Origin of the sequence: Pseudomonas ceruminis, from assembly GCF_021602025.1 — a bacterium.
Taxonomy (GTDB): domain Bacteria; phylum Pseudomonadota; class Gammaproteobacteria; order Pseudomonadales; family Pseudomonadaceae; genus Aquipseudomonas; species Aquipseudomonas ceruminis.
Genome location: NZ_BQHW01000037.1, coordinates 12,965 through 33,857 on the forward strand (window position 1 = coordinate 12,965; position 20,893 = coordinate 33,857).

The following is a 20,893-nucleotide window of genomic DNA, read 5'->3' on the forward strand; positions in this document are numbered from 1 at the left end:
GTATCGCTGATGTCTTCACATAAAACCTTAGCACTCGCCCTGTGCCTGACCGCTGTTACCGGCTGCGCCAGCCACTCCCAGGACGCTTCCAAGGGCGGTAGCAGTTGGTGGCCTTTCGGTTCGGACAAGGTTGCCGAGCAGGACGTGAAGCAAGCCGTTAATGAGAACGTCGCCAAGGCTGATGCCAAGTCGGAAAGCGCCAGCCGCTGGTGGTGGCCGTTTGGTGGTGACGATAAGCAGGCCAATGTGGCGGCGGTGCCGCAGATCGACCAGAAGGCGACCCAGGCCTGGCTGGACGCATACGAGCCTAAGCTGCGTGAAGCCATCAAGGACAGCAAGCTGGAGCTGGAGCGCCGCGACAACGTGCTGGCGGTAACCATCCCGGTCGATGGCTCGTATAACCCGGACCGGCCGAACATGCTGCTGCCCCTGAGCCTTGGCCCGATCACCCGCGTGGCCAAGACCGTCGAAGGTGACGCGAAGACTGCCGTGCTGGTCCTGGGCCATGCCGACAGCAGCGGTGCTGCTGCCGCCAACCAGAAACTCAGCCTGGAGCGCGCGGCTTCGGTGTCGGCCATCTTCCGCCTGAGTGGCCTGCAACGTGACCGCCTGACCCTCAAGGGCATGGGCTCGGTTATGCCACGGGCCGCCAACGACAGCGCCGAAGGCCGCGCGCTGAACCGTCGCGTGGAAATGCTGTTGACCCCACAGAACACCATGGTCGCCTTGCTCGCCAAATATCAGCAGGCCACCCCGGCTCCGACGCCGGCGTCGATGGTTGCCGTTCAGGATGCAAAAGCCCCGGCCGTCAAGGCTGCCCAGAGCAAGCCCGCCGCCAAGGCAGCTGCCAAGCCTGTGGCGAAGAAGGCGGCGGCCAAACCAGCGGCCAAGACCACTGCCAAGAAAAAAGCGGCGCCGGCCAAGCCTGCAGCCAAAAAAGCTGCCACCGACAAGAACGTAGCTGCCAACACCCCTGCGAAGACCAACTGATCGTCAAGGAAACGCAGCCATGACCCAATCCCTGGCCGATATGCGCCGCGACTACACCCGTGATGGCCTGGCTGAAGCCCAGGCCCCGGGTGAGCCGTTCGCCTTGTTCCACCGGTGGTTTGCCGACGCGGTAAAGACCGAGCAGCCGCCTGTTGAGGCCAACGCCATGACCATCGCCACTGTGGACGGTGAGGGCCGCCCCCATTGCCGCGTGTTGTTGCTCAAGGGCCTCGATGAACGTGGTTTCACCTTCTTCACCAACTACGAAAGTGCCAAGGGCCAGCAGCTGCAGGCCAATCCTTTCGCCGCGATGACCTTCTTCTGGCCGGCGCTGGAGCGTCAGGTGCGGATCGAGGGACGGGTAGAGAAAGTAACGGCCAAGGAATCGGACGATTACTACCAAGTGCGCCCGCTAGGGAGCCGCCTGGGGGCCTGGGCTTCGCCGCAGAGCCGGGTGATAGCCGGTCGCGAAGAACTGGAAGGTCTGGTGAAGGCTACCGAGGCGCGGTTCTCTGACGTCCAGCCGCATTGCCCTGAGCATTGGGGCGGCTATCGTCTGCTGCCAGAGCGCATCGAGTTCTGGCAGGGGCGGGCCAGCCGGTTGCATGACCGTTTGAACTACCGCCTCGTCGACGGGCAATGGCTTCGTGAGCGCTTGGCCCCGTGAGCTGACGACTGCGATTAAGCAATCGGTGGCTATTCTTGGTCTGAGTTCAAGGCCCCCAGTACAGCCCGTGCAGGCTGTACCTGAGCTGAATGAAAATAATTTTGTTACGTCTGCGCCGTGACAGTCATCACCGCGCAGCGTCTAATGGATACCTGACTTATGGAGATTTTACCCATGCGTAAATCCGCTTTGCTGGTGGCGACATTTACCACCATGTCGCTGTTGCTGGGGGGCTGTGCCTCGAGCCTGACCGGTGACAGTTACTCCCGTGATGAGGCCCGTCGCGTGCAGACCGTACGTATGGGTACTATCGAATCCCTGCGTCCAGTCAAGATCGAAGGCACCAAAACCCCGATCGGCGGTGGTGCTGGTGCCATCGTGGGTGGTGTTGCCGGCAGCGCTGTCGGGGGCGGCCGTGGCAGCATCGTTGCCGCCGTGATCGGTGCCGTAGCCGGTGGCCTGGCGGGCTCTGCCGCCGAGGAAGGCCTGACCCGCACCCAAGGTGTGGAAATCACCGTGCGTGAAGACGATGGCAGCATGCGTGCTTATGTACAGGCTGTGCAGCAGAACGAAATCTTCCGCGTGGGTGAGCGCGTGCGCATCATGACCGTAGACGGTACCAGCCGCGTAACGCACTGATCGCACTGCTCCCAGATAAAACCCCGAACCGGTTGCGCCGGTTCGGGGTTTTATTTTGTCTGTACCTTGGCAAGCCTTACAGGCCGAGGATGTCCCGCGCGACCGCTTCGGCAATGCGAATGCCATCAACACCGGCCGAAAGAATGCCGCCCGCGTAACCTGCGCCTTCGCCGGCAGGGAACAGCCCCTTGAGGTTCAGGCTCTGGTAATCCGCACCCCGGGTGATGCGCAGCGGCGAGGACGTACGTGTCTCAATGCCGGTCAGCACCGCGTCGTGCAGGTTATAACCCTTGATCTGGCGGTCAAATGCCGGCAACGCTTCCCGGATCGCTTCGATGGCGAAGTCCGGCAGGCTCGGCGCCAGGTCGCCCAAGGTCACCCCCGGTTTGTACGACGGCTCGACGCTACCCAGGGCCGTGGAAGGTTTGCCAGCCACGAAATCGCCCACCAGTTGCGCCGGTGCCTGGTAGTTGCTGCCCCCCATCACATAGGCGTGGGTCTCCAGGCGCTCCTGCAATTCGATGCCGGCCAGGGGGCCACCCGGGTAGTCACGCTCGGGGTCGATGCCGACAACGATGCCGGAGTTGGCATTGCGCTCGTTCCGTGAATACTGGCTCATGCCGTTGGTGACGACGCGGCCCGGCTCGCTGGTGGCGGCCACGACAGTTCCGCCGGGGCACATGCAGAAGCTGTACACCGAGCGGCCATTCTTGGCGTGATAGACCAGCTTGTAGTCGGCGGCGCCCAGTTTCGGATGGCCGGCATACTTGCCCAGGCGCGCCTTGTCGATCAGCGTTTGTGGATGTTCGATACGGAAGCCGATGGAGAAGGGCTTGGCTTCCATGAACACGCCCTTGGCATGGAGCATGCGGAAAGTGTCGCGTGCGCTGTGGCCCAGGGCCAGGACCACATGCCGCGATTGCAGCTGTTCTCCGCTCTCGAGCACGACGCCGGTGAGCTGTTCGTTGTCGACCAGCAGGTCGGTGACTTTTTCCTGGAAGCGCACCTCACCGCCCAGGGCGATGATGTCCTGGCGCATCTGCTCGACCATACCGGTCAGGCGGAAGGTACCGATATGCGGTTTGTTGATGTAGAGGATTTCGTCTGGCGCCCCGGCCTTGACGAATTCTTCCAGCACCTTGCGCCCATGGTGCTGCGGGTCCTTGATCTGGCTGTACAGCTTGCCGTCCGAGAAGGTGCCTGCGCCGCCTTCACCGAACTGCACGTTGGACTCGGGGTTGAGCACGCTCTTGCGCCACAGCCCCCAGGTGTCCTTGGTACGCTGGCGCACTTCCTTGCCACGCTCGAGGATGATCGGCTTGAAGCCCATCTGTGCCAGCAACAGGCCGGCGAAGATGCCACAAGGGCCGAAGCCGACCACGATCGGGCGCTGCTGCAAGTTGGCCGGGGCATGCCCGACGAATTTGTAGCTGACATCGGGGGCGACGCTGATGTTGCGATCGTCAGCGAACTTGGCGAGCAACTCGGCTTCGTTGCTGGCCTCCAGGTCGATGGTGTAGATGAACAGCAGCTCGCTGTTCTTCTTGCGCGCATCGTAGCTGCGCTTGAACAGGTTGAAGCTGAGCAGTTGCTCATCGCTGATGCCCAGGCGCTGAACAATGGCCTCGCGCAGCGCTTCGTCGGGGTGGTCCAGGGGCAGCTTCAGTTCGGTGATTCGTAGCATGGCAGGGTCCAGTATCCCGGCCATGGGCGGCCGGCGGCTTTACACAAACCGCCAAGTATAAGCGTTTCGCCGCCCCGACTGGCAGGATAAAAGTGCCCGACGATCAGTTGTCCCGCGCGCCGCCATAGTAGCCGCAGCCTTGCAGGGTCTGGCCATCGATGCGCAGTTCGGCGCGCAAGTGACGCACGGCGCCCGTGGCACCGTCGACACAACGCTGTGGCGCGACCCACAGTTCCACGTGCTCGCCGTTCGCTTCGCTGGACAGGGTCAGGCCGCCGCCGGGCACTTCCTCTTCGAGGAAGGGCAGTGGCAACGGCTCTTTGCCGACACGGTTGAGCACCATGCCTTTGCCGCTGGCCTTGATGTCCCACTCCGGCTCATGGCCGCTGGCGCGCAGGGTCAGCTGTTTGAAGTTGGGGTCGTCGCAAGCGCGGGTGGACGGCTCCAGGCGGTACAGGCGGCGGACCTCGAGCTGGCCATCGTTGTTGGCCTGCTTGCTGCCGGTGAGGCGGCCGCGCACGTCGGCGAAGAGCTTGTCGTTGGCGTTATGGGCCAGGTTCGCCGCTTCCTGCAGGATACCGGTACCGGCGACGTCGTTGATCACGAAGCGACGAGCCTCGCCGCAGGGCTTGAACAGCAACTGGCCGCCGCCGGCGCTCAGTTCACCCTGCATGCGCGAGGTACCGATGTTCGGGTCGCTTGGCTGGTCGGCCAGCATTTGGCAGCCGGCGAACAGGGGTAGCAGGGCAGTGAGCAGCAGGGAAGGGGTGAGGCGCATGGGGCGGGGCTCCGGGATGCTTGCATGAAGTGCAGGCCACGGTACGCATGCCGGGCGGCGATCACAAGAGGGCCGGCACCGGCAGTGCGCTTCCCTTGGGCAGAAAAAAGGGCCCGAAGGCCCTTTTTCAGTCAACCACCCAGGTACGCGTCACGCACCTTCGGATCGGTCAGCAAGGCCTCACCCGTTCCCTGCATCACTACCCGTCCATTTTCCAGCACGTAGGCACGGTCGGCGATCTTCAGCGCCTGGTTGGCGTTTTGCTCAACCAGGAACACGGTCACACCATCGCGGCGCAGCTGTTCGATGATATCGAAGATCTGCTGGATGATGATCGGCGCCAGGCCCAGCGAGGGCTCGTCGAGCAACAGTAGCTTGGGCTTGCTCATCAGCGCCCGGCCGATGGCCAGCATCTGCTGCTCGCCGCCGGACATGGTGCCCCCGCGCTGGTTGTAGCGCTCCTTGAGCCGCGGGAACAACTGCAGCACCTTGTCCAACTGCGCCTGATAGTCGCCTTTGTCGGTGAAGAAACCACCCATGGCGAGGTTTTCCTCGACCGTCAGGCGAGCGAATACGCGGCGGCCTTCCGGCACCACGGCAATGCTCTTGCGCATGATGTGCGAAGAAGGCTGGCCCACCAGTTCCTCGCCCAGGTACTTGATGCTGCCGCTGTGCGCCTGCGGTGAGCCGCACAAGGTCATCAGCAAGGTGGACTTGCCGGCACCGTTGGCGCCGATCAGGGTGACGATCTCGCCCTGGTTGATCTCCACATTGACGCTGTGCAGTGCCTGGATCTTGCCGTAGAAGGTGGAAACGTTCTCGAACTTCAGCATTTACGCTTCCCCCAGGTAGGCTTTGATCACGTCAGGGTTGTCGCGGATTTCCTCCGGTGTGCCGTGCGCCAGTGGCGTGCCCTGGTTGATCACCACGATATGGTCGGAAATGCTCATCACCAGCTTCATGTCGTGCTCGATCAGCAGCACGGTGACGTTGTGCGACTCGCGCAGGTAGGCGATCAATGCCTTGAGGTCTTCGGTTTCCTTCGGGTTCAGGCCGGCTGCCGGTTCGTCGAGCATGATGATCCGGGGTTGGGTCATCATGCAGCGGGCGATCTCCAGGCGGCGTTGCTGGCCGTAGGCGAGGGTGCCGGCGGTACGGTTGGCGAACTCGGTCAGGTTGACCTTTTCCAGCCAGTACTGCGCGCGCTCCATGGCCTCCTTCTCGCTGCGGCGAAAGCTCGGGGTCTTGAACAGGCCGGCGAAGAAGTTGGTGTTGAGGTGGCGGTGCTGTGCGATCAGCAGATTTTCCAGCGCGGTCATTTCCTTGAACAGGCGCACGTTCTGGAAGGTCCGCACCACACCCTTGCGGGCGATCTGGTGGCCGGCCAGGCCCTGGATCGGCTGGCCATCGAGCAGAATGGTGCCGCCGCTTGGCCTGTAGAAGCCGGTCAGGCAGTTGAACACGGTGGTCTTGCCAGCGCCGTTGGGGCCGATCAGCGCCACCACCTGTTTTTCCTTGACGGTCAGGGCCACGCCGTTGACCGCCAACAAGCCGCCGAAGCGCATGCTCAGGCCGCTGACTTGCAGAATTTCGCGGCTCATCGACGCAGCTCCATGTGTGGACGTTGCATAGGCAGCAGCCCCTGCGGACGCCAGATCATCATCAACACCATCAGCGCACCGAACATCAGCATTCGGTACTCGCTGAACTCACGCATCAGTTCCGGCAGCAGGATCATCACGATGGCCGCGAGAATCACGCCCAGTTGTGAGCCCATGCCGCCGAGCACAACGATGGCGAGGATGATCGCCGATTCGATGAACGTGAACGACTCCGGCGTTACCAGGCCTTGGCGCGCGGCGAAGAAGCTGCCGGCGAAACCGGCGAAGCAGGCGCCGAGGGTGAAGGCCGAGAGCTTGATCACAGTGGGGTTCAGGCCCAATGCACGGCAGGCAATCTCGTCTTCGCGCAAGGCTTCCCAGGCACGGCCAATCGGCATGCGCAGCAGGCGATTGATGACGAACAGCGCCAGCAAGGCCAACAGCAGGGCGACCAGGTAGAGGAAGATGACCTTGTTGATCGAGTTGTATTCCAGCCCGAAGAACTCATGGAAGGTCTGCATCCCCTCGGCGGCGCGGCGCTCGAAGGTCAGGCCGAAGAACTCCGGCTTGGGGATGTTGCTGATGCCGTTGGGGCCGCCGGTCCAGTCGGTAAGGTTACGCAGGAACAGGCGGATGATCTCGCCAAAACCCAGGGTCACGATCGCCAGGTAGTCGCCCCGCAGGCGCAGCACCGGGAAGCCGAGCAGAAAGCCGAAGGTGGCGGCCATCAGGCCGGCAATCGGCAGGCAGACCCAGAAGCTCCAGCCTAGGTAATGGGACAGCATCGCATAGCTGTAGGCGCCGACGGCATAGAAACCGACATAACCCAGGTCGAGCAGGCCCGCCAGGCCGACCACGATGTTCAGGCCCAGGCCCAGCAACACGTAGATCAGAATCAGCGTGGCGATGTCCACCGCACCGCGCGAGCCGAAGAACGGCCAGACCAGTGCTACCAGGATCAGCCCGATGATGATCCAGCGTTGTGTACGGGGCAGGGTCAGGTAATTGCTCACCGCCGGCGGGATCAGCTTGCGATCCGAGCGGCGGCCCATCACCGAGCTCCACTGTTTGTCGAACAACACGCGCAGGAACATCAGCACCGAGCACACGGCGATGACGCTGATGGTGAACGAGCCCTGGCTGTGGACCGACAGGCTGATGCCGTCGATGCTCAGCTTCAGGCCCAGTACCGGGAAGGCCACGGCCCACACCAGCAAGGCGCTGAAAAACGCCTGTTTGAGATTTCTGTTCATACTTTTTCAACCTCCGGGCGGCCCAGAATGCCGGTCGGCCGGAATAGCAGGACAAGAACCAACAGACCGAACGCCACCACGTCCTTGTACTGGTCACCGAAGATGTCGGCGCCAAAGGCTTCGGCCACGCCCAGCACCAGCCCGCCGAGCATCGCGCCCGGGATGCTGCCGATGCCGCCCAGCACGGCTGCGGTGAATGCCTTGAGGCCCACCAGGAAACCGGCGTTGGGGTTGATCACCCCGTACTGCATGCTCAGCAGTACGGCCGCCACCGCCGCCAGTGCGGCGCCGATGACGAAGGTCAGGGCGATGATGTTGTTGGTGTTGATGCCCAGCAGGTTGGCCATCTTGATGTCCTCGGCGCAGGCGCGGCAGGCGCGGCCCAGGCGGGAACGGGAGATGAACAGGGTGAGCAGGGTCATGGCCACCAGGGTGACCACGAACACCAGGATCTGCATGTAGGAAATCAGGACCTCTTCAGCACCACCCGGGCCGAAGGAGAAGCTCCCAGGGATCAGGTTGGGGATGGATTTGTCCTTGGAGTCCTGTGCCAGCAAGACAGTGTTCTGCAGGAAAATCGACATGCCGATGGCGGAAATCAGCGGGATCAGACGGTTACTGTTACGCAGGGGGCGGTAAGCGACCCGTTCGATACTGTAGCCATAGGCACTGGTGACGAAGATCGTCGCGACGAAGGCGACCGTCATCAGGATCGGCAGCGAATGGATACCCATCATGGCCAGGCCCGCCAGGGCGATGAAGGCCACGTAGGAACCGATCATGTACACCTCGCCGTGGGCGAAGTTGATCATGCCAATGATGCCGTACACCATCGTGTAGCCGATGGCGATCAAGGCATAGGTGCTGCCGATGGTCAATCCATTAACCAGTTGTTGGAAGAAATGGTAGATCTCAGGCATTACAGCGCTCCTAAAAACCTGATGTGCATTTCGCTGGCGGGGGTAGGCCAGGAAACCGCGAGTGACGGTTTTAAGATTTTCAGGTGAACCGGCCCCCGGATCGCGGGAATCAGGTCCATGAACCTCGTAAAACAAAGCCCACTGCTCGCACAGTGGGCTTCTACGGTCAGCTATTTAGTCACGCAGTTACTGAGGGGAGACTTCAGTCTTCGGTTTGCCGAAGTGCCATTCGTAGACAACGAACTTAAAGTCTTTCAGGTCGCCCTTCTCGTCGTACGACAGCTCGCCGGTCGGGGTCTTGAAGGTGCCGGCGTGGATGGCTTCGGCGACTTTGGTAGGGTCTTCGGACTTGGCTGCCTTGATACCTTGGGCGATCAGCTCGACAGCCGAGTAGGCCGGGAATACGAACGGACCGCTTGGGTCTTTGCCGTCAGCCTTGATGGCGTCGACGATGGCCTTGTTCTCCGGGTCAGCGTCGAACGACTTCGGCAGGGTAACCAGCAGGCCTTCGGAAGCGCCTTGGGCGATCTGCGAAATGGAGTCGTTACCCACGCCTTCTGGGCCCATGAACTTGGCCTTCAGGCCCTTTTCCTGAGCCTGGCGCAGGATCAGGCCGAGCTCTGGGTGGTAGCCACCGTAGTAGACGAAGTCGACGTTGTTCTGCTTGAGCTTCTGGATGATCGAGGAGAAGTCCTTGTCACCCGCGTTCAGGCCTTCGAAGACGGCGACCTTGGTGCCTTTTTTCTCCAGGGTCTGCTTGACCGCAGTGGCAATGCCTTCACCGTACTGCTGCTTGTCGTGCAATACCGCGACGACCTTTGGCTTGACGTGATCGGCGATGTAGTTGCCGGCAGCCGGGCCCTGGGCGCTGTCCAGGCCAATGGTGCGGAAGATCAGCTTGTAGCCACGCGCGGTGATTTCCGGGCTGGTGGCGGCGGGGGTGATCATGATCACGCCTTCGTCTTCGTAGATATCCGAAGCAGGCTGGGTGGAGCTGGAGCACAGGTGGCCGATGACGTACTTCACGCCGTCGTTCACCACCTTGTTGGCGACCGCCACGGCCTGTTTAGGGTCGCACGCGTCGTCGTATTCCTTGGCTTCAAGCATTTTGCCATCGACGCCGCCCTTGGCGTTGATGTCCTTGATGGCCTGTTTGGCGCCGATGAACTGCATGTCGCCGTACTGGGTCACAGGGCCCGTTTTAGGACCGGCGATGCCGATCTTGATGGTATCGGCGGCAAACGAATGGCTGGCTACCCCGGCCAGAACCATTGCGGCGAACAGCTTGGAAATCTTGATCATAGTGCTCCACTCATTCTGTTGTAATTCTTATAGACCTGGCGGCCAGGGCTACAGACCGGGCGGGATTTGCGGTATGGCCACGCCATACTGCATGCCCACCTTCCCCCGGAACATGTCCCGGAACTGTACCGGTACAGTGTAGAGCGCTGTTCGAGCGCTTGAAAAGCGGGCGAAAAGCGCCTATTTCAGGGGTTGTCGCATGATCGACACAAAGATACAGAAAAGCGCCATCAATTAGCCTGTATCTGCGGCCCCACCCCACACGTTCTGGGCCAATCGACCAAATTACATATTTGAAACCGGGTTTTTCTGCAAAAATGCCGGCCATTTTCATTGGCCGATTTATGCGGGTAAAAACCCATGACTGATCAAACAAGCACCCTCTATGCCAAATTGCTCGGCGAGACGGCAATTATCGAGTGGAAGGCGTTGGAGCGCTTCTGGGCCAAGGGTGACCTGATTTGGGTCGATCCAGCCCTCGACCTGATCGCCGTAGCCGAGGCAATGGCCGAGAATCGCAGTGAAATCTTCGCCAAGTGGCGCAGTGATGGCACTGTTGGACCGGTCACTGCCGAGCAAGCGTTAGACCTGCAAAGCCGCGATCCAGAGATCTGGGCGGTGGTGGTTTCGCCGTTTATCGTGATTCAAAGTAGAAGCGCGCAGTAAGCTTGCGCTGTTCTGGTGCGTAAAAATGCACAGTTGTCTCGTTTTGGTGCTTGAAGGCGTTCACGCACAGTGGCGTCGGGTAACAATTTGGCGTGGCGGTAACAGTTTACGGAATGCGTAATGGGGGCTGCCCTGCAGCCCAGATAAATATCGATTTGTCTGGAGTGGTTGATGAGCTCAGAACTACCTTCGCTTGGATTCGCCGGCATCGGCCTGATGGGCTTGCCGATGTGCCGCCGCCTGATGGCGGCGGGTTACCCACTGACCGTGTGGAACCGCAGCCCGGAAAAGTGTGCCGAGCTGGTCGCTGCTGGCGCGCGGCTGGCCGCGAGCCCTGCTCAGTTGTGCCAAGGCAGTGACATGGTGCTGTTATGCCTGGCGGATACGTCAGTGGTTCGCGAGGTGGTGTTCGGTGAGCAGGGTATCGCCCAGGGTGGGCACAGCGGGCAACTGTTGATCGACCTCTCCAGCCTGGAACCCACCGCGACCAGGGAAATGGCGGCTGAGCTGGCGGCGCTGTGTGGCATGGCCTGGCTGGATGCTCCGGTGTCCGGCGGTACGCCAGGAGCTGAGGCCGGTACCCTGGCGATCATGGTCGGCGGCGAGGCTGTGGACCTTCAGCGCGCGCGCCCTGTGTTGCTGACCCTCGGCCAGCGGGTGACGCACATGGGCGGCGTGGGGGCAGGGCAGGTGACCAAGGCTTGCAACCAGATGATCGTGGCGTGCAATGCCTTGGTCATTGCCGAAGTGGTGGCCCTGGCCGAGCAGTCTGGGGTCGATGCCACATTGCTCGCCGAAGCCTTGGCCGGCGGGTTTGCCGACTCGAAACCGTTGCAGATCCTGGCGCCGCAGATGGCCGTAAGCCGCTTCGAGCCGATCAAGTGGCATGTGCGCACGTTGCTCAAGGACCTGGACGGTGCGGTGAAATTCTCCCGCGAGCAGGGTTCGGCGACCCCGCTCAGTGGTCTCGCCGCACAATTGATGCGTCTGCACGGTAGCCAGGGCTATCTGCAAAAAGATCCGGCGACCCTGGTAACGCTGTATCGCAACAAGCGCTAAAGGCTTTTTCCTGCCGGTCGAGCCGGTCCAGGACCGGCCGCAGCTCAGCCAGCGGCACCGGACGGCCGAGCAGGTAGCCCTGAAGATAGTCGCAACCATTGGCTGCGAGGAACTCGTACTGCTCGACCGTTTCGACCCCTTCGCTGACCACCTGCAGGTGCAGGGTGTGGGCCATCGCGATGATTGCCTGGACGATCTCACGGTCCTTGAGGCTGGCTGGCACGTCGAGCAGGAAGCTGCGGTCGACCTTGAGGACGTCCAGGGGCAAGCGCTTGAGGTAGGCGAGGGACGAGTAGCCGGTGCCGAAATCATCGATCGACAGGCTGACACCCTGGCCACGAATGCGCTTGAGCAGGGCAACAGTACGCTGAACGTCCCCCATCAAGGCATTCTCAGTGATCTCCAGTTCCAGGTGCCGAGGCGCCAGGCCGGCGTGGAATAACGCCATTTCCACTTCGTTGGGCAGCCCTTCATGGCCCAGCGTCACCGCAGAGCAGTTGACGGTGAGCTTGAGGTTGGCGAAACCGTGGCGGTGCAATTGCGCCAGGTCTTCGCAGGCATGGCGCAGCACCCACAAGTCCAGGTCGATGATCAGGCCATTGGCTTCGGCAATGCCAATGAACCGTTCAGGGCTCAGCAGGCCATGCTGTGGGTGCTGCCAGCGTACCAGCGCTTCGAGCTTGGCCACCTGGCCATTGTGCAGGTCGAATATCGGCTGGTAATGCACACGCAGGCCGCGCTCTTCCAGCAGCGCGATGCGCAGTTCTTCTTCGAGCTGCAGTTCGAGGGTGGCCCGGCTTTTCAGGCTGCTGTTGAAAAAATGCAGGCTATTGCGACCACTGCCCTTGGATTGGTAAAGCGCCAGGTCTGCGTGTTTGAGCAATTCTTCTGCGGTCAGCCCGTCGTCGGGGTAAATACTGATGCCGATGCTGGTGGTCATGACCATGCGCCGCCCCCCAAGGTCAATGGGGTCTTTCATCCGCTGCATGATGCGTTGGGCCAGATGACGCGCCTCGTCGGGGCCGTTGAGGCTGGTGACTACGCAGAACTCGTCGCCGCCGAACCGCGCCACCAGGTCGTGGCTGCGGGTGGCGGCTTTGATATGGCTGGCGATCACCTTGAGCATCTGGTCCCCAGCATCGTGGCCGAGGCTGTCGTTGATGCGTTTGAAATGATCGATGTCGAGGAACATCACCGCCAGGCGATTTTCGCTGGGGTCCTGTTCTGCCAGGCGTTCGGCGAACACCTGGTTGAAGCCTCGGCGGTTGACCAGGCTGGTCAAGGCGTCGTAATGCGCCGCCTGCTGCAGCGAGGCGCGCGCCTGGTCCAACTGGCTGAGCAGCATGCTGACGCGGCGCAGGTCGTGTTCCTTGCTCTGCAGCTTCTTGTCGGAAAGGGCAGCGCTGATGCTGCTGCCGCTGATCAGCAGGGTGATGAACGCCACGGTCAGGCCCAGTTGCAGGCTGTTGTCAGCCGATGGCAGGCTCAGGGCGGTGTCGGCCGGGATCACCAGGCTCATTGCTGCCATGGCGGTGAAGTGCGTCGCGACGATGCCGCTGGCCATCAGCAGGCTTGCGCCATACTTCATGGCCTGGTGCAACGTGCCGCTGCCGTTGCGAAAGTACCGCGCCAGCAACAAGGCAGCGAGGCTGGTGAGCAGGGCGATGGCCGCGCTGGCCAGCAACATGCCGGTTTGATAGTACTGCTGCGCGCCGGTCTGTAAGGCGGCCATACCGACAAAATGCATGAGGATGATGCCCAGGCCAATCAGCAAGGCGCTTTGCAGGTAGTGGCGCGGGTGCATCTGGGGGCGGTCGAGGCTGGTCATCGCCAGCCAGGCCACAATCAGTGCGATCAGCAGCGAAAGGCCGGTGAGCGAGACGTCATAGTGAATCTCCACCGGGGCCTGGAACGCCAGCATGCTGATGAAGTGCATGGCCCATATGCCGCCAGCCAGGCAGCAGGCCCCCAGTATGCGCCATTGCCGCTGCGCCGCCGGCTGCTCACTGTGCGATTGGCGTTCAGCCATGTCGAGGGTGGCGAAGCAGGCTGCGCTGGCTACGGCGAAGGCGATCAGGATCAGCAGAGGTTCATGGCGGCAGTCGGTGACTATCCGTCCGGTGACCGGCAGTTCGGCGAACAGTTGCAATCCCAGCCATTCCATTGCTTGTCTCTGCGTCGAGTGGGCACCCAAGGCAGTATAGGAAGAGGTGTTTAACCCTTCCTGAATAATGGCGCTTTGATTGCAATGATTTGGTTATGGTGTTGATAGCGGCGGGGCATAAAAAAGGAGGCGCGGTGCGCCTCCTTGAGAGTTGCAACGGTGTCAGCCGGCAACCAGTACGCGAATTGCCTCCAGGCGCAACGCCGCCTTGTCGAGCATTGCCAGGCCGTCTTCACGCTGCTTGCGCAAAGCTTCGATCTCGCTGTCGCGCACGCTCGGGTTGACTGCCTTGAGGGCCGTCAGGCGTGCCAGTTCTTCATCGGCCTCGGCCGCCAGGCGGCGCTGCGCCTCGGCCACGCGTTCGACGTGGGTGGGCATGATCTTGGCCTCACCGCCGCTGATGCGTTTGGCGAGCACATCCCGCTGGGCCTGGACGAACTTGTTGGCGCTGGCGCGCGGCACGCTTTCGAGTTGGTCGTTGAGCGTTTCGAAGGCCACGCGCGAAGCCAGGTCGTTGCCGTTGGTGTCGAGCAGGCAGCGCAGCGCTGCGGGGGGCAGGTAGCGGCCCAGTTGCAGGCTGCGAGGTGCCACCACTTCGCTGACGAACAGCAGTTCGAGCAGCACCGTGCCTGGCTTGAGTGCCTTGTTCTTGATCAAGGCGACGGCAGTGTTGCCCATCGAACCGGACAGCACCAGGTCCATGCCACCCTGGACCATCGGGTGTTCCCAGGTGAGGAACTGCATGTCCTCGCGCGACAGCGCCTGGGCGCGGTCGTAGGTGATGGTCACGCCTTCATCGTCGCCCAGCGGGAAGCTGGCATCGAGCATCTTTTCGCTCGGCTTGAGGATCAGTGCATTTTCCGAGTGGTCTTCGCTGTCGATGCCAAAGGCGTCGAACAGGGTTTCCATGTAGATCGGCAAGGCGAACTGGTCATCTTGCTCGAGGATGTCCTCGACCAGCGCCTGGCCCTCGCCAGCCCCGCCAGAGTTGAGCTCCAGCAAACGGTCGCGGCCGCTGTGCAGCTCCGCTTCCAGGCGCTCGCGCTCGCCGCGGGCTTCGGCCACCAATGCATCCCAGGCCTTGGCTTCGCCACCTTCGAGCATCGGCAGCAGGCGTGGGCCGAACTGATGCTGCAGGGCATTGCCGGTGGGGCAGGTGTTGAGGAAGGCGTTGAGGCCCTGGTGGTACCACTGGAACAGGCGCTCCTGCGGGCCATCCTGCAGGTAGGGGATGTGCAACTGGATGGTGTGCTTCTGGCCAATCCGGTCAAGGCGCCCGATCCGCTGCTCGAGCAGGTCGGGGTGAGCCGGCAGATCGAACATCACCAGGTGATGGGCGAACTGGAAGTTGCGGCCCTCGCTGCCGATCTCCGAACAGATCAGCACCTGCGCGCCAAACTCCTCGTCGGCGAAATAGGCGGCGGCGCGGTCGCGCTCGAGGATGCTCATGCCCTCGTGGAAGACCGAAGCCGGAATGCCCGAACGTACGCGCAGGGCGTCTTCCAGGTCCATGGCGGTTTCAGCGTGCGCGCAGATAACCAGGACCTTGGTGCGCTTGAGCATTTTCAGCGTGTCGATCAGCCAGTCGACCCTTGGGTCAAAGCGCCACCAGCGCTCATCGTCGCTGACGTCGCCCTGGGCCTGGAAGGCCACTTCCGGGTACAGCTCGGCGTGCTCGCCGGGCGGCAGGTCGCGGTACTGCTCCGGTGTGGCCAGCGGGTAGGCATGCAACTCGCGCTCGGGGAAGCCTTGAATGGCGGCACGGGTGTTACGGAACAGCACGCGGCCGGTGCCATGGCGGTCGAGCAGTTCGCGGATCAGGCGTGCGCTGGCCTCGCTGTCGCCATCGCTGACCGCTGCCAGCAGGGCTTCGCCTTCGGCGCCCAGGAAGCCCTGGATGGTGGCGTGGGCCTTGGGCGACAGGCGGCCTTCATCGAGCAGTTCCTGCACCGCTTCGGCTACCGGCCGATAGTGCTCGCTCTCGGCGCGGAAGGCGGCAAGGTCGTGGAAACGGTTGGGGTCAAGCAGGCGCAGGCGGGCGAAGTGGCTGTCCTGCCCAAGCTGCTCCGGGGTAGCGGTGAGCAACAGTACGCCCGGGATAACCTGGGCCAATTGCTCGACCAGCCCGTATTCGACGCTGATCTGGTCTTCGTGCCATACCAGATGGTGCGCTTCGTCGACCACCATCAGGTCCCAGCCGGCAGCGAACAGTGCGTCCTGGGCTTTTTCGTCGTCGACCAGCCATTCAAGGGCGACCAGCGCCAACTGGGCATCTTCGAAGGGGTTGCTGGCATCGCTTTCGATGAAGCGCTCGGCGTCGAACAGGGCGACTTGCAAGTTGAAGCGCCGGCGCATTTCCACCAGCCACTGGTGCTGAAGGTTTTCTGGCACCAGGATCAGTACGCGGCTGGCGCGCCCGGTCAGCAGTTGGCGGTGGATGACCAGGCCGGCTTCGATAGTTTTGCCCAGGCCCACTTCGTCGGCCAGCAGAACACGTGGGGCACTGCGGTCAGCCACTTCGCGGGCGATGTGCAACTGGTGGGCGATCGGCTGCGCACGGCAACCGCCCAGGCCCCACAACGCCGACTGAACCTGCTTGCTGGTGTGCTGCAGAGTGTTGTAGCGCAGGCTGAACCACGACAGCGGGTCGATCTGCCCGGCAAACAGGCGGTCGCTGGCCAGGCGGAACTGGATGAAGTTCGACAGTTGGGTTTCCGGCAGGGTGCGCGGCTGGTTCTGCCCGTCGAGCCCGTGGTAGACCATCAGGCCGTCGATATCCTCGACCTCGCGTACGGTCAGTTTCCAGCCTTCGAAATGGGTGATCTGGTCACCTGGCGAGAAGCGCACGCGGGTCAGCGGCGCATTGCGCAGGGAATACTGGCGGGTGTCGCCAGTGGCCGGGTAGAGCACGGTGAGCAAGCGGCCATCCTGTGCCAGGATGGTCCCCAGGCCGAGCTCCGCTTCGCTGTCGCTGATCCAGCGTTGCCCCGGTTGATACTGCTGCGCCATACTGCCTGAACTCCCGCGATGAAAAGCCGGCTATGTTAACGGATAGGCCGGGCGGACCATAGACCAGAAGTCCATCAGTCTAGCTGTTTCATCGCCGAATACGGTCTTGCCGACGAGGGCTACGGAAGACATGCCGCTCAAGCACCCCTGGTTGAACGCTTCCCTGGCTGCGGGCAGCCTCTTGCTGCTGGCCGCCTGCGAACAGAAAAATTTCGAAACCTTGCCGCCGATTCCGGTCGAGCAGCTTGAGGTCCTGGGTGTGCAGACACCGATCAAGAGCGTGCATTTTCGCGACCGCGAAGGGGAAGGCCTGCTGGTGTTGAGTCGCACCGATGGCCAGGCCGTCGATGCCGAGTCCGAACAGGAAGTGGACAAGGTGGTGCTCAAGGCCACGCTGTACGGGCGCGCCGCTGAAAGCGACGGCTTCAAGCCACGCTGGCAGATCGAGCAGGAGACCACCTGTCCTGGGCTGGACCTGGATGTCGATTTCTATACTGATGTCAGCGACGTCAGCGACCTCAACAAGGACGGCGTCGCCGAGGTGACGGTGGCCAGTCACGCCTTTTGTGGCGGGGGCATCGACCCTCACGACATTGCTATTGAAATGCGCGAGGGCCAGGCCAGCTACACCATCACCGGGCAGTCGCTGATCACCCCGGCCGGCGAAGAGCCCATCGGTGGTGAGCGTGAAGACAGCGCTTCGCTGAAGAATGCCTCTGCGGTGCTTCGCGAGCACATGGATGCGGTCTGGCAGCAGGTCTACAAGCGGCCCTGGAGCGAAGCCAGCCCGCCCGCCGATGATGACCCGGAAGACGAAGCCCAATAGCGCTCTGTCTATACTGGCAAGACGCGGCTGTGACCGGCCGCACATCCTCATCCGCCGATATTCAAGGTGGCTGACAACTGGCCGACACAGTAGGCACAGGAGAACTTCCATGCTGCCGCCGATCATTCCGCTCAGTGCCGCCCCCGTGACCTCGCAACAAGACCCGGTCAAACCGACCCCGGACATCAAACCGGTGGTCCCCGTGCAGCCTTCTTCAGGCGAAAGCGCCATTGACCTCAAGCACCAGCGCGATCCGCAGGAGCAGGCTTTGTTGCTGCGCGATGAACAGCGCCGTCAGCAACGGCGCAACGGCAAAGGCGACGAAGAGCGCTACAGCGCCGTGCCCGGTGATGAAGTCAATGCCGACAACACCGTGCCGGTAGCTCCGCTGATGGGCGAGCAAACACGCCAGGGCTTGCTGGTGGACATTGAAGTCTGATTCGGGGCTGGCCATGGCCGCCGCCTGGCTTCATCATGCAGGTCTCTGTTGATCGTCGAGCCCACCCATGAGCCAAGACAACCTCATCGACTTCGATGCCGAACGTGCCAAGCGCGTCCATGACCTCAAGGAAAAGCGCCTGAACGAAGTGCGCCAAGCCTTCGAGCAGGCCATGCCATTGAGCACGGCCAAGAAGAAAAAGCCCAAAGGCAAGCCCAAGAAACGCTGAAACTTGACCCAGGTCAACCCTGCGTCCGCCTCGCGTGCCCGGCCCCGGGCACCATTGACCTCGGTCAATTCCCCTCGCCACCGTATTCGTTACCTTGCACCCATCGGACAACGGCAAACGAATCGGGAGGCCGACATGTTCTTCGACAATGTGGTTATCGCAGGCGTGGTAACGGTCGGGTTGATGTTCGCCTTCTTCGCTGGTCTGGGCATTTTCATCTGGAAGGACGCGAACAAGCGCAAGCCGCGCTGACCTTTCAGGTTCATGAGCACGCAAGGCATTTAGGGCGACTTCGGTCGCCCATTTTTTTGCCTGATGGTTTTATCTCCAGTGTCGGCGTTTGGGCGGAGCGCCCCAGGCAGAAGCCGGCGCTGGGAAATCTGCTGAATATAAAGATGATTAGCTAGCTAATTATTTGCCAGCGCATTATTCTTCCCTGCGTTGTCTATCGTTTATCAGACCATCCCCCGCAAGGTCCGCTCTGTGCCCATCACTTTCCAGGCCCTGTTCGCACCCAGCAGCGCCGCCATCAAGTTCGCCATCAAGACCCTGCTCGGTGGCGGGCTGGCATTATGGCTGGCGATGCGTTGGGGCCTGGAGCAACCGTCCTGGGCGTTGATGACCGCGTTCATCGTTGCCCAGCCGTTGTCAGGCATGGTCGTGCAGAAGGGCCTTGCGCGGCTCGCCGGGACCTTGGTCGGCACCTTCATGTCGGTGCTGTTCATTGGGCTGTTCGCCCAGACCCCCTGGCTTTTCCTCATCACCCTGGCCCTCTGGCTGGCCTTGTGCACGGCCGCCTCCACGCAGTTGCGCAGTGCCTGGGCCTATGCATTCGTGCTGGCGGGCTACACCGCTGCCATCATTGCACTGCCGGCAATCGATCACCCCCTTCAGGTGTTCGACCAGGCGGTGGCGCGCTGTACCGAAATTTCCCTGGGGATTTGCTGCGCGACTGCTACCAGCGCTTTGCTCTGGCCGATGCGCGTCGAACAGCAACTTGCCGGGCAGGCGCGTCAGGCCTGGCAGAACGGCTTGCAGGCGGCAAGTGCCATGCTCGGCGGCGAAGATGAAGCGCGCAAGGGCCTGCTTGAGAGCCTCGGGCGTATCGTGGCCATCGATACGCAGCGCGAGCATGCCTGGTTCGAGGGGCCGCGCGGGCGCCAACGGGCCCGGGCGATTCGGGGGTTGAGCCAGAAGCTGATGGTGCTGTTGCGCATTTCGCGCTCGGTCCGTCGCCAGTGACGCCAACTCGATGAGCAGCAGGCCACACAGCTTGCACCTTGGCTTGCTGAGGTGCGCGCACAGTTGGGCGCGCCCGACCGGGCAAGCTTGCTGTTGCTGCGCCAGCGTGTCTGGGATGCCGCCCATGACGAGCACATCAGTTCCTCTGAACATTTTTGCCTGGCCCGGATGGCCTTGCTGCTGGACTATGCGATGGCCGCCACCCAGGCACTGGACGATGTCGAAACAGGCAGGGCGCCTAAGGATGTCCCTCAGGGGCTGGCCGCGCACCATGACTGGTCGCTGGCCCTGCTGTTCGGCTCGCGCAGTGCACTGGCATTTCTGGCGATGAGTGGCTTCTGGCTGGCCACTGCCTGGCCGTCGGCCCCGGGTGGGCTGGTCCTGACCTGTGTGGTGTGCAGCCTGTTCGCCAGCCGGGAAAACGGTGCGCAGATCGGCCTTGGGTTCTTGCGTGGCATCTTGCTGGCGATTCCGGTCGCCTTGTTGGTCGGGCAGATCGTCCTGCCGCAATGGAGCAGTTTTGCCATGCTGTGCCTGGGCATGGGCGTTCCCCTGTTTTTTGGCGCCCTGGGCATGGCCCATCCGCGCACTGGGGCCACGGCCACCTCCTACTGCCTGCATTTCATCGTGCTGGTGGCGCCGCTCAATACCATGCAGTTCGGGGTGGCGACGATGCTCAACAGCGCATTGGCCATGCTGACGGGGGTAGGGGCGGCGGTCCTGGCGTTCCGTCTGCTGGTGTTCCGCCACCCGGCCTGGCTTGGCCGCCGCTTGCGTGCGGCCACTCAGAATGACCTGGTACGCCTGACCCGACGCGACCTGCGCGGCGCCGACAGCTGGTTTGGTGGGCGCATGGCTGACCGGCTGATGCAACTGGCCCGGCATGCCAGCGAACTGCCCGAAGCCGAGCGCAAGCGCTGGGACGATGGCCTGCACAGCCTGGATATAGGTGATGAACTGGTGCACCTGCGCCTGTGCCTGGCGGTTGCGCAGGCGCCGCTGGAGACTGCGCAGCGAGCGTATCTGAAGCGCGTGGAGGCAGTGCTTGCCGAGGGCCCGGCAGCCGGCCGCGGGCAGCGCCTGGACGCCGCCAGCCAGGCATTCATTGCGGCCCTCAAGCGCCAACCGGTCAGCGACCCGCTGCGGCTGGCCGAAGGTGCGGTCCTGCAACTGCAAAAAAGCTGGGGCAAGTGGTGCCGCTGGCAGGAGGAGACTCATGGGCTTGCGTGAGTGGGCGCTTGGCGGGGTATTGCTGAGCCCGTTTCTGATCTACGTGCTGATGGCGCTGGTGCTCACCGGCCTGCTGCGTCTGGTGGTGCAGGCCACGCCCCTGGGGCGCTGGATCTGGCATGAGGCGCTGTTCGACACCGCGCTGTTCGTGTGTGTGCTTTACCTGGTAGTCCGTCTGCTCGGGCCTTTGTAAGG

Annotated in this window: 19 protein-coding genes and 1 pseudogene; 11 read left to right on the forward strand and 9 right to left on the reverse strand. The window is 62.4% G+C overall.

All coding sequences use genetic code 11. The annotated features are described in order from the left end of the window. Window positions 1–9: 9 nt before the first annotated feature. The 3 genes from L6D80_RS27345 to L6D80_RS27355 all read left to right on the forward strand — a co-directional run bounded on the left by L6D80_RS27345 (window position 10) and on the right by L6D80_RS27355 (window position 2,296). Window positions 10–990 carry an OmpA family protein gene (locus L6D80_RS27345; protein WP_054899478.1) on the forward strand — a complete coding sequence of 327 codons (981 nt, stop codon included), beginning with the start codon at window positions 10–12 and terminating at the stop codon, window positions 988–990. 19 nt (window positions 991–1,009) lie between these two features. Beyond that, window positions 1,010–1,657 (forward strand): pyridoxamine 5'-phosphate oxidase, encoded by a 648-nt coding sequence (gene pdxH, locus L6D80_RS27350; protein WP_054899479.1) that lies wholly within the window; start codon window positions 1,010–1,012, stop codon window positions 1,655–1,657. Between the two features lie 174 nt (window positions 1,658–1,831). Further along, window positions 1,832–2,296, forward strand: coding sequence for an outer membrane lipoprotein (locus tag L6D80_RS27355; RefSeq protein WP_054899480.1), 465 nt, complete (start codon window positions 1,832–1,834; stop codon window positions 2,294–2,296). 76 nt (window positions 2,297–2,372) lie between these two features. Here L6D80_RS27355 and L6D80_RS27360 read toward each other — a convergent pair whose 3' ends face one another. The 7 genes from L6D80_RS27360 to L6D80_RS27390 form a co-directional block, all read right to left on the reverse strand. Continuing rightward, a complete protein-coding gene (locus L6D80_RS27360; RefSeq protein ID WP_176514993.1) occupies window positions 2,373–3,980 on the reverse strand; it encodes an NAD(P)/FAD-dependent oxidoreductase in 1,608 nt (535 codons plus the stop codon). A gap of 103 nt (window positions 3,981–4,083) precedes the next feature. Beyond that, window positions 4,084–4,758 carry a COG3650 family protein gene (locus L6D80_RS27365; protein WP_054899482.1) on the reverse strand — a complete coding sequence of 225 codons (675 nt, stop codon included), beginning with the start codon at window positions 4,756–4,758 and terminating at the stop codon, window positions 4,084–4,086. Window positions 4,759–4,889: 131 nt separating this feature from the next. Continuing rightward, window positions 4,890–5,591, reverse strand: coding sequence for an ABC transporter ATP-binding protein (locus L6D80_RS27370; RefSeq protein ID WP_054899483.1), 702 nt, complete (start codon window positions 5,589–5,591; stop codon window positions 4,890–4,892). Further along, window positions 5,592–6,359, reverse strand: coding sequence for a high-affinity branched-chain amino acid ABC transporter ATP-binding protein LivG (livG, locus tag L6D80_RS27375; protein ID WP_054899484.1), 768 nt, complete (start codon window positions 6,357–6,359; stop codon window positions 5,592–5,594). It lies immediately after the preceding gene. Continuing rightward, window positions 6,356–7,612, reverse strand: a complete 1,257-nt coding sequence (locus L6D80_RS27380) for a high-affinity branched-chain amino acid ABC transporter permease LivM (RefSeq protein ID WP_054899485.1) — start codon at window positions 7,610–7,612, stop codon at window positions 6,356–6,358. The genes livG and L6D80_RS27380 overlap by 4 nt, the downstream gene beginning before the upstream one ends. Continuing rightward, on the reverse strand, window positions 7,609–8,532 hold the full coding sequence (livH, locus tag L6D80_RS27385) for a high-affinity branched-chain amino acid ABC transporter permease LivH (RefSeq protein ID WP_054899486.1): 924 nt from the start codon (window positions 8,530–8,532) through the stop codon (window positions 7,609–7,611). Before livH ends, L6D80_RS27380 begins: the two co-directional genes overlap by 4 nt. Window positions 8,533–8,718: 186 nt before the next feature. Further along, window positions 8,719–9,834, reverse strand: coding sequence for a branched-chain amino acid ABC transporter substrate-binding protein (locus L6D80_RS27390; protein WP_176514995.1), 1,116 nt, complete (start codon window positions 9,832–9,834; stop codon window positions 8,719–8,721). Window positions 9,835–10,194: 360 nt separating this feature from the next. Between L6D80_RS27390 and L6D80_RS27395 the strand changes: the two genes are divergently transcribed. Further along, window positions 10,195–10,500, forward strand: a complete 306-nt coding sequence (locus L6D80_RS27395) for a DUF2288 domain-containing protein (RefSeq protein ID WP_054899488.1) — start codon at window positions 10,195–10,197, stop codon at window positions 10,498–10,500. A gap of 171 nt (window positions 10,501–10,671) precedes the next feature. Beyond that, complete coding sequence (locus L6D80_RS27400; protein WP_176514997.1) at window positions 10,672–11,559, forward strand: NAD(P)-dependent oxidoreductase; 888 nt, start codon at window positions 10,672–10,674, stop codon at window positions 11,557–11,559. Here L6D80_RS27400 and L6D80_RS27405 read toward each other — a convergent pair. Further along, a complete protein-coding gene (locus L6D80_RS27405) occupies window positions 11,459–13,723 on the reverse strand; it encodes a putative bifunctional diguanylate cyclase/phosphodiesterase (RefSeq protein WP_176514999.1) in 2,265 nt (754 codons plus the stop codon). The genes L6D80_RS27400 and L6D80_RS27405 overlap by 101 nt on opposite strands. A 162-nt stretch (window positions 13,724–13,885) precedes the next feature. Beyond that, entirely contained in the window at window positions 13,886–16,732 is a 2,847-nt protein-coding gene (gene rapA / locus L6D80_RS27410; protein ID WP_176515002.1) for an RNA polymerase-associated protein RapA, read from the reverse strand. Between the two features lie 130 nt (window positions 16,733–16,862). Between rapA and L6D80_RS27415 the strand changes: the two genes are divergently transcribed. The 6 genes and pseudogenes from L6D80_RS27415 to L6D80_RS27435 all read left to right on the forward strand — a co-directional run bounded on the left by L6D80_RS27415 (window position 16,863) and on the right by L6D80_RS27435 (window position 20,891). After that, a complete protein-coding gene (locus L6D80_RS27415; protein WP_054899492.1) occupies window positions 16,863–17,558 on the forward strand; it encodes a M949_RS01915 family surface polysaccharide biosynthesis protein in 696 nt (231 codons plus the stop codon). 109 nt (window positions 17,559–17,667) lie between these two features. Beyond that, on the forward strand, window positions 17,668–17,997 hold the full coding sequence (locus L6D80_RS27420; RefSeq protein WP_054899493.1) for a hypothetical protein: 330 nt from the start codon (window positions 17,668–17,670) through the stop codon (window positions 17,995–17,997). A gap of 67 nt (window positions 17,998–18,064) precedes the next feature. Next, complete coding sequence (locus L6D80_RS27425; RefSeq protein ID WP_176515004.1) at window positions 18,065–18,226, forward strand: hypothetical protein; 162 nt, start codon at window positions 18,065–18,067, stop codon at window positions 18,224–18,226. A 135-nt stretch (window positions 18,227–18,361) separates the two neighbouring features. Next, window positions 18,362–18,478 (forward strand): cytochrome c oxidase subunit CcoM, encoded by a 117-nt coding sequence (gene ccoM / locus L6D80_RS30145; protein WP_054899494.1) that lies wholly within the window; start codon window positions 18,362–18,364, stop codon window positions 18,476–18,478. Window positions 18,479–18,709: 231 nt separating this feature from the next. Beyond that, window positions 18,710–20,698, forward strand: a pseudogene (locus L6D80_RS27430) (FUSC family protein). Then, complete coding sequence (locus L6D80_RS27435; RefSeq protein WP_054899496.1) at window positions 20,685–20,891, forward strand: DUF1656 domain-containing protein; 207 nt, start codon at window positions 20,685–20,687, stop codon at window positions 20,889–20,891. The pseudogene L6D80_RS27430 and the gene L6D80_RS27435 overlap by 14 nt, the downstream one beginning before the upstream one ends. The last annotated feature ends 2 nt before the right edge of the window (window positions 20,892–20,893 follow it).

Bases quoted from the DNA above. Each gene is read 5' to 3' on its own strand.
- ccoM (WP_054899494.1), top strand. From the start codon at position 18,362: ATGTTCTTCGACAATGTGGTTATCGCAGGCGTGGTAACGGTCGGGTTG.
- livH (WP_054899486.1), bottom strand. From the start codon at position 8,532: ATGCCTGAGATCTACCATTTCTTCCAACAACTGGTTAATGGATTGACC.
- L6D80_RS27360 (WP_176514993.1), bottom strand. From the start codon at position 3,980: ATGCTACGAATCACCGAACTGAAGCTGCCCCTGGACCACCCCGACGAA.
- L6D80_RS27390 (WP_176514995.1), bottom strand. From the start codon at position 9,834: ATGATCAAGATTTCCAAGCTGTTCGCCGCAATGGTTCTGGCCGGGGTA.
- L6D80_RS27380 (WP_054899485.1), bottom strand. From the start codon at position 7,612: ATGAACAGAAATCTCAAACAGGCGTTTTTCAGCGCCTTGCTGGTGTGG.
- L6D80_RS27400 (WP_176514997.1), top strand. From the start codon at position 10,672: ATGAGCTCAGAACTACCTTCGCTTGGATTCGCCGGCATCGGCCTGATG.
- L6D80_RS27345 (WP_054899478.1), top strand. From the start codon at position 10: ATGTCTTCACATAAAACCTTAGCACTCGCCCTGTGCCTGACCGCTGTT.
- L6D80_RS27370 (WP_054899483.1), bottom strand. From the start codon at position 5,591: ATGCTGAAGTTCGAGAACGTTTCCACCTTCTACGGCAAGATCCAGGCA.
- L6D80_RS27405 (WP_176514999.1), bottom strand. From the start codon at position 13,723: ATGGAATGGCTGGGATTGCAACTGTTCGCCGAACTGCCGGTCACCGGA.
- L6D80_RS27365 (WP_054899482.1), bottom strand. From the start codon at position 4,758: ATGCGCCTCACCCCTTCCCTGCTGCTCACTGCCCTGCTACCCCTGTTC.
- L6D80_RS27420 (WP_054899493.1), top strand. From the start codon at position 17,668: ATGCTGCCGCCGATCATTCCGCTCAGTGCCGCCCCCGTGACCTCGCAA.
- L6D80_RS27355 (WP_054899480.1), top strand. From the start codon at position 1,832: ATGCGTAAATCCGCTTTGCTGGTGGCGACATTTACCACCATGTCGCTG.
- L6D80_RS27435 (WP_054899496.1), top strand. From the start codon at position 20,685: ATGGGCTTGCGTGAGTGGGCGCTTGGCGGGGTATTGCTGAGCCCGTTT.
- L6D80_RS27415 (WP_054899492.1), top strand. From the start codon at position 16,863: ATGCCGCTCAAGCACCCCTGGTTGAACGCTTCCCTGGCTGCGGGCAGC.
- L6D80_RS27395 (WP_054899488.1), top strand. From the start codon at position 10,195: ATGACTGATCAAACAAGCACCCTCTATGCCAAATTGCTCGGCGAGACG.
- L6D80_RS27425 (WP_176515004.1), top strand. From the start codon at position 18,065: ATGAGCCAAGACAACCTCATCGACTTCGATGCCGAACGTGCCAAGCGC.
- rapA (WP_176515002.1), bottom strand. From the start codon at position 16,732: ATGGCGCAGCAGTATCAACCGGGGCAACGCTGGATCAGCGACAGCGAA.
- pdxH (WP_054899479.1), top strand. From the start codon at position 1,010: ATGACCCAATCCCTGGCCGATATGCGCCGCGACTACACCCGTGATGGC.
- livG (WP_054899484.1), bottom strand. From the start codon at position 6,359: ATGAGCCGCGAAATTCTGCAAGTCAGCGGCCTGAGCATGCGCTTCGGC.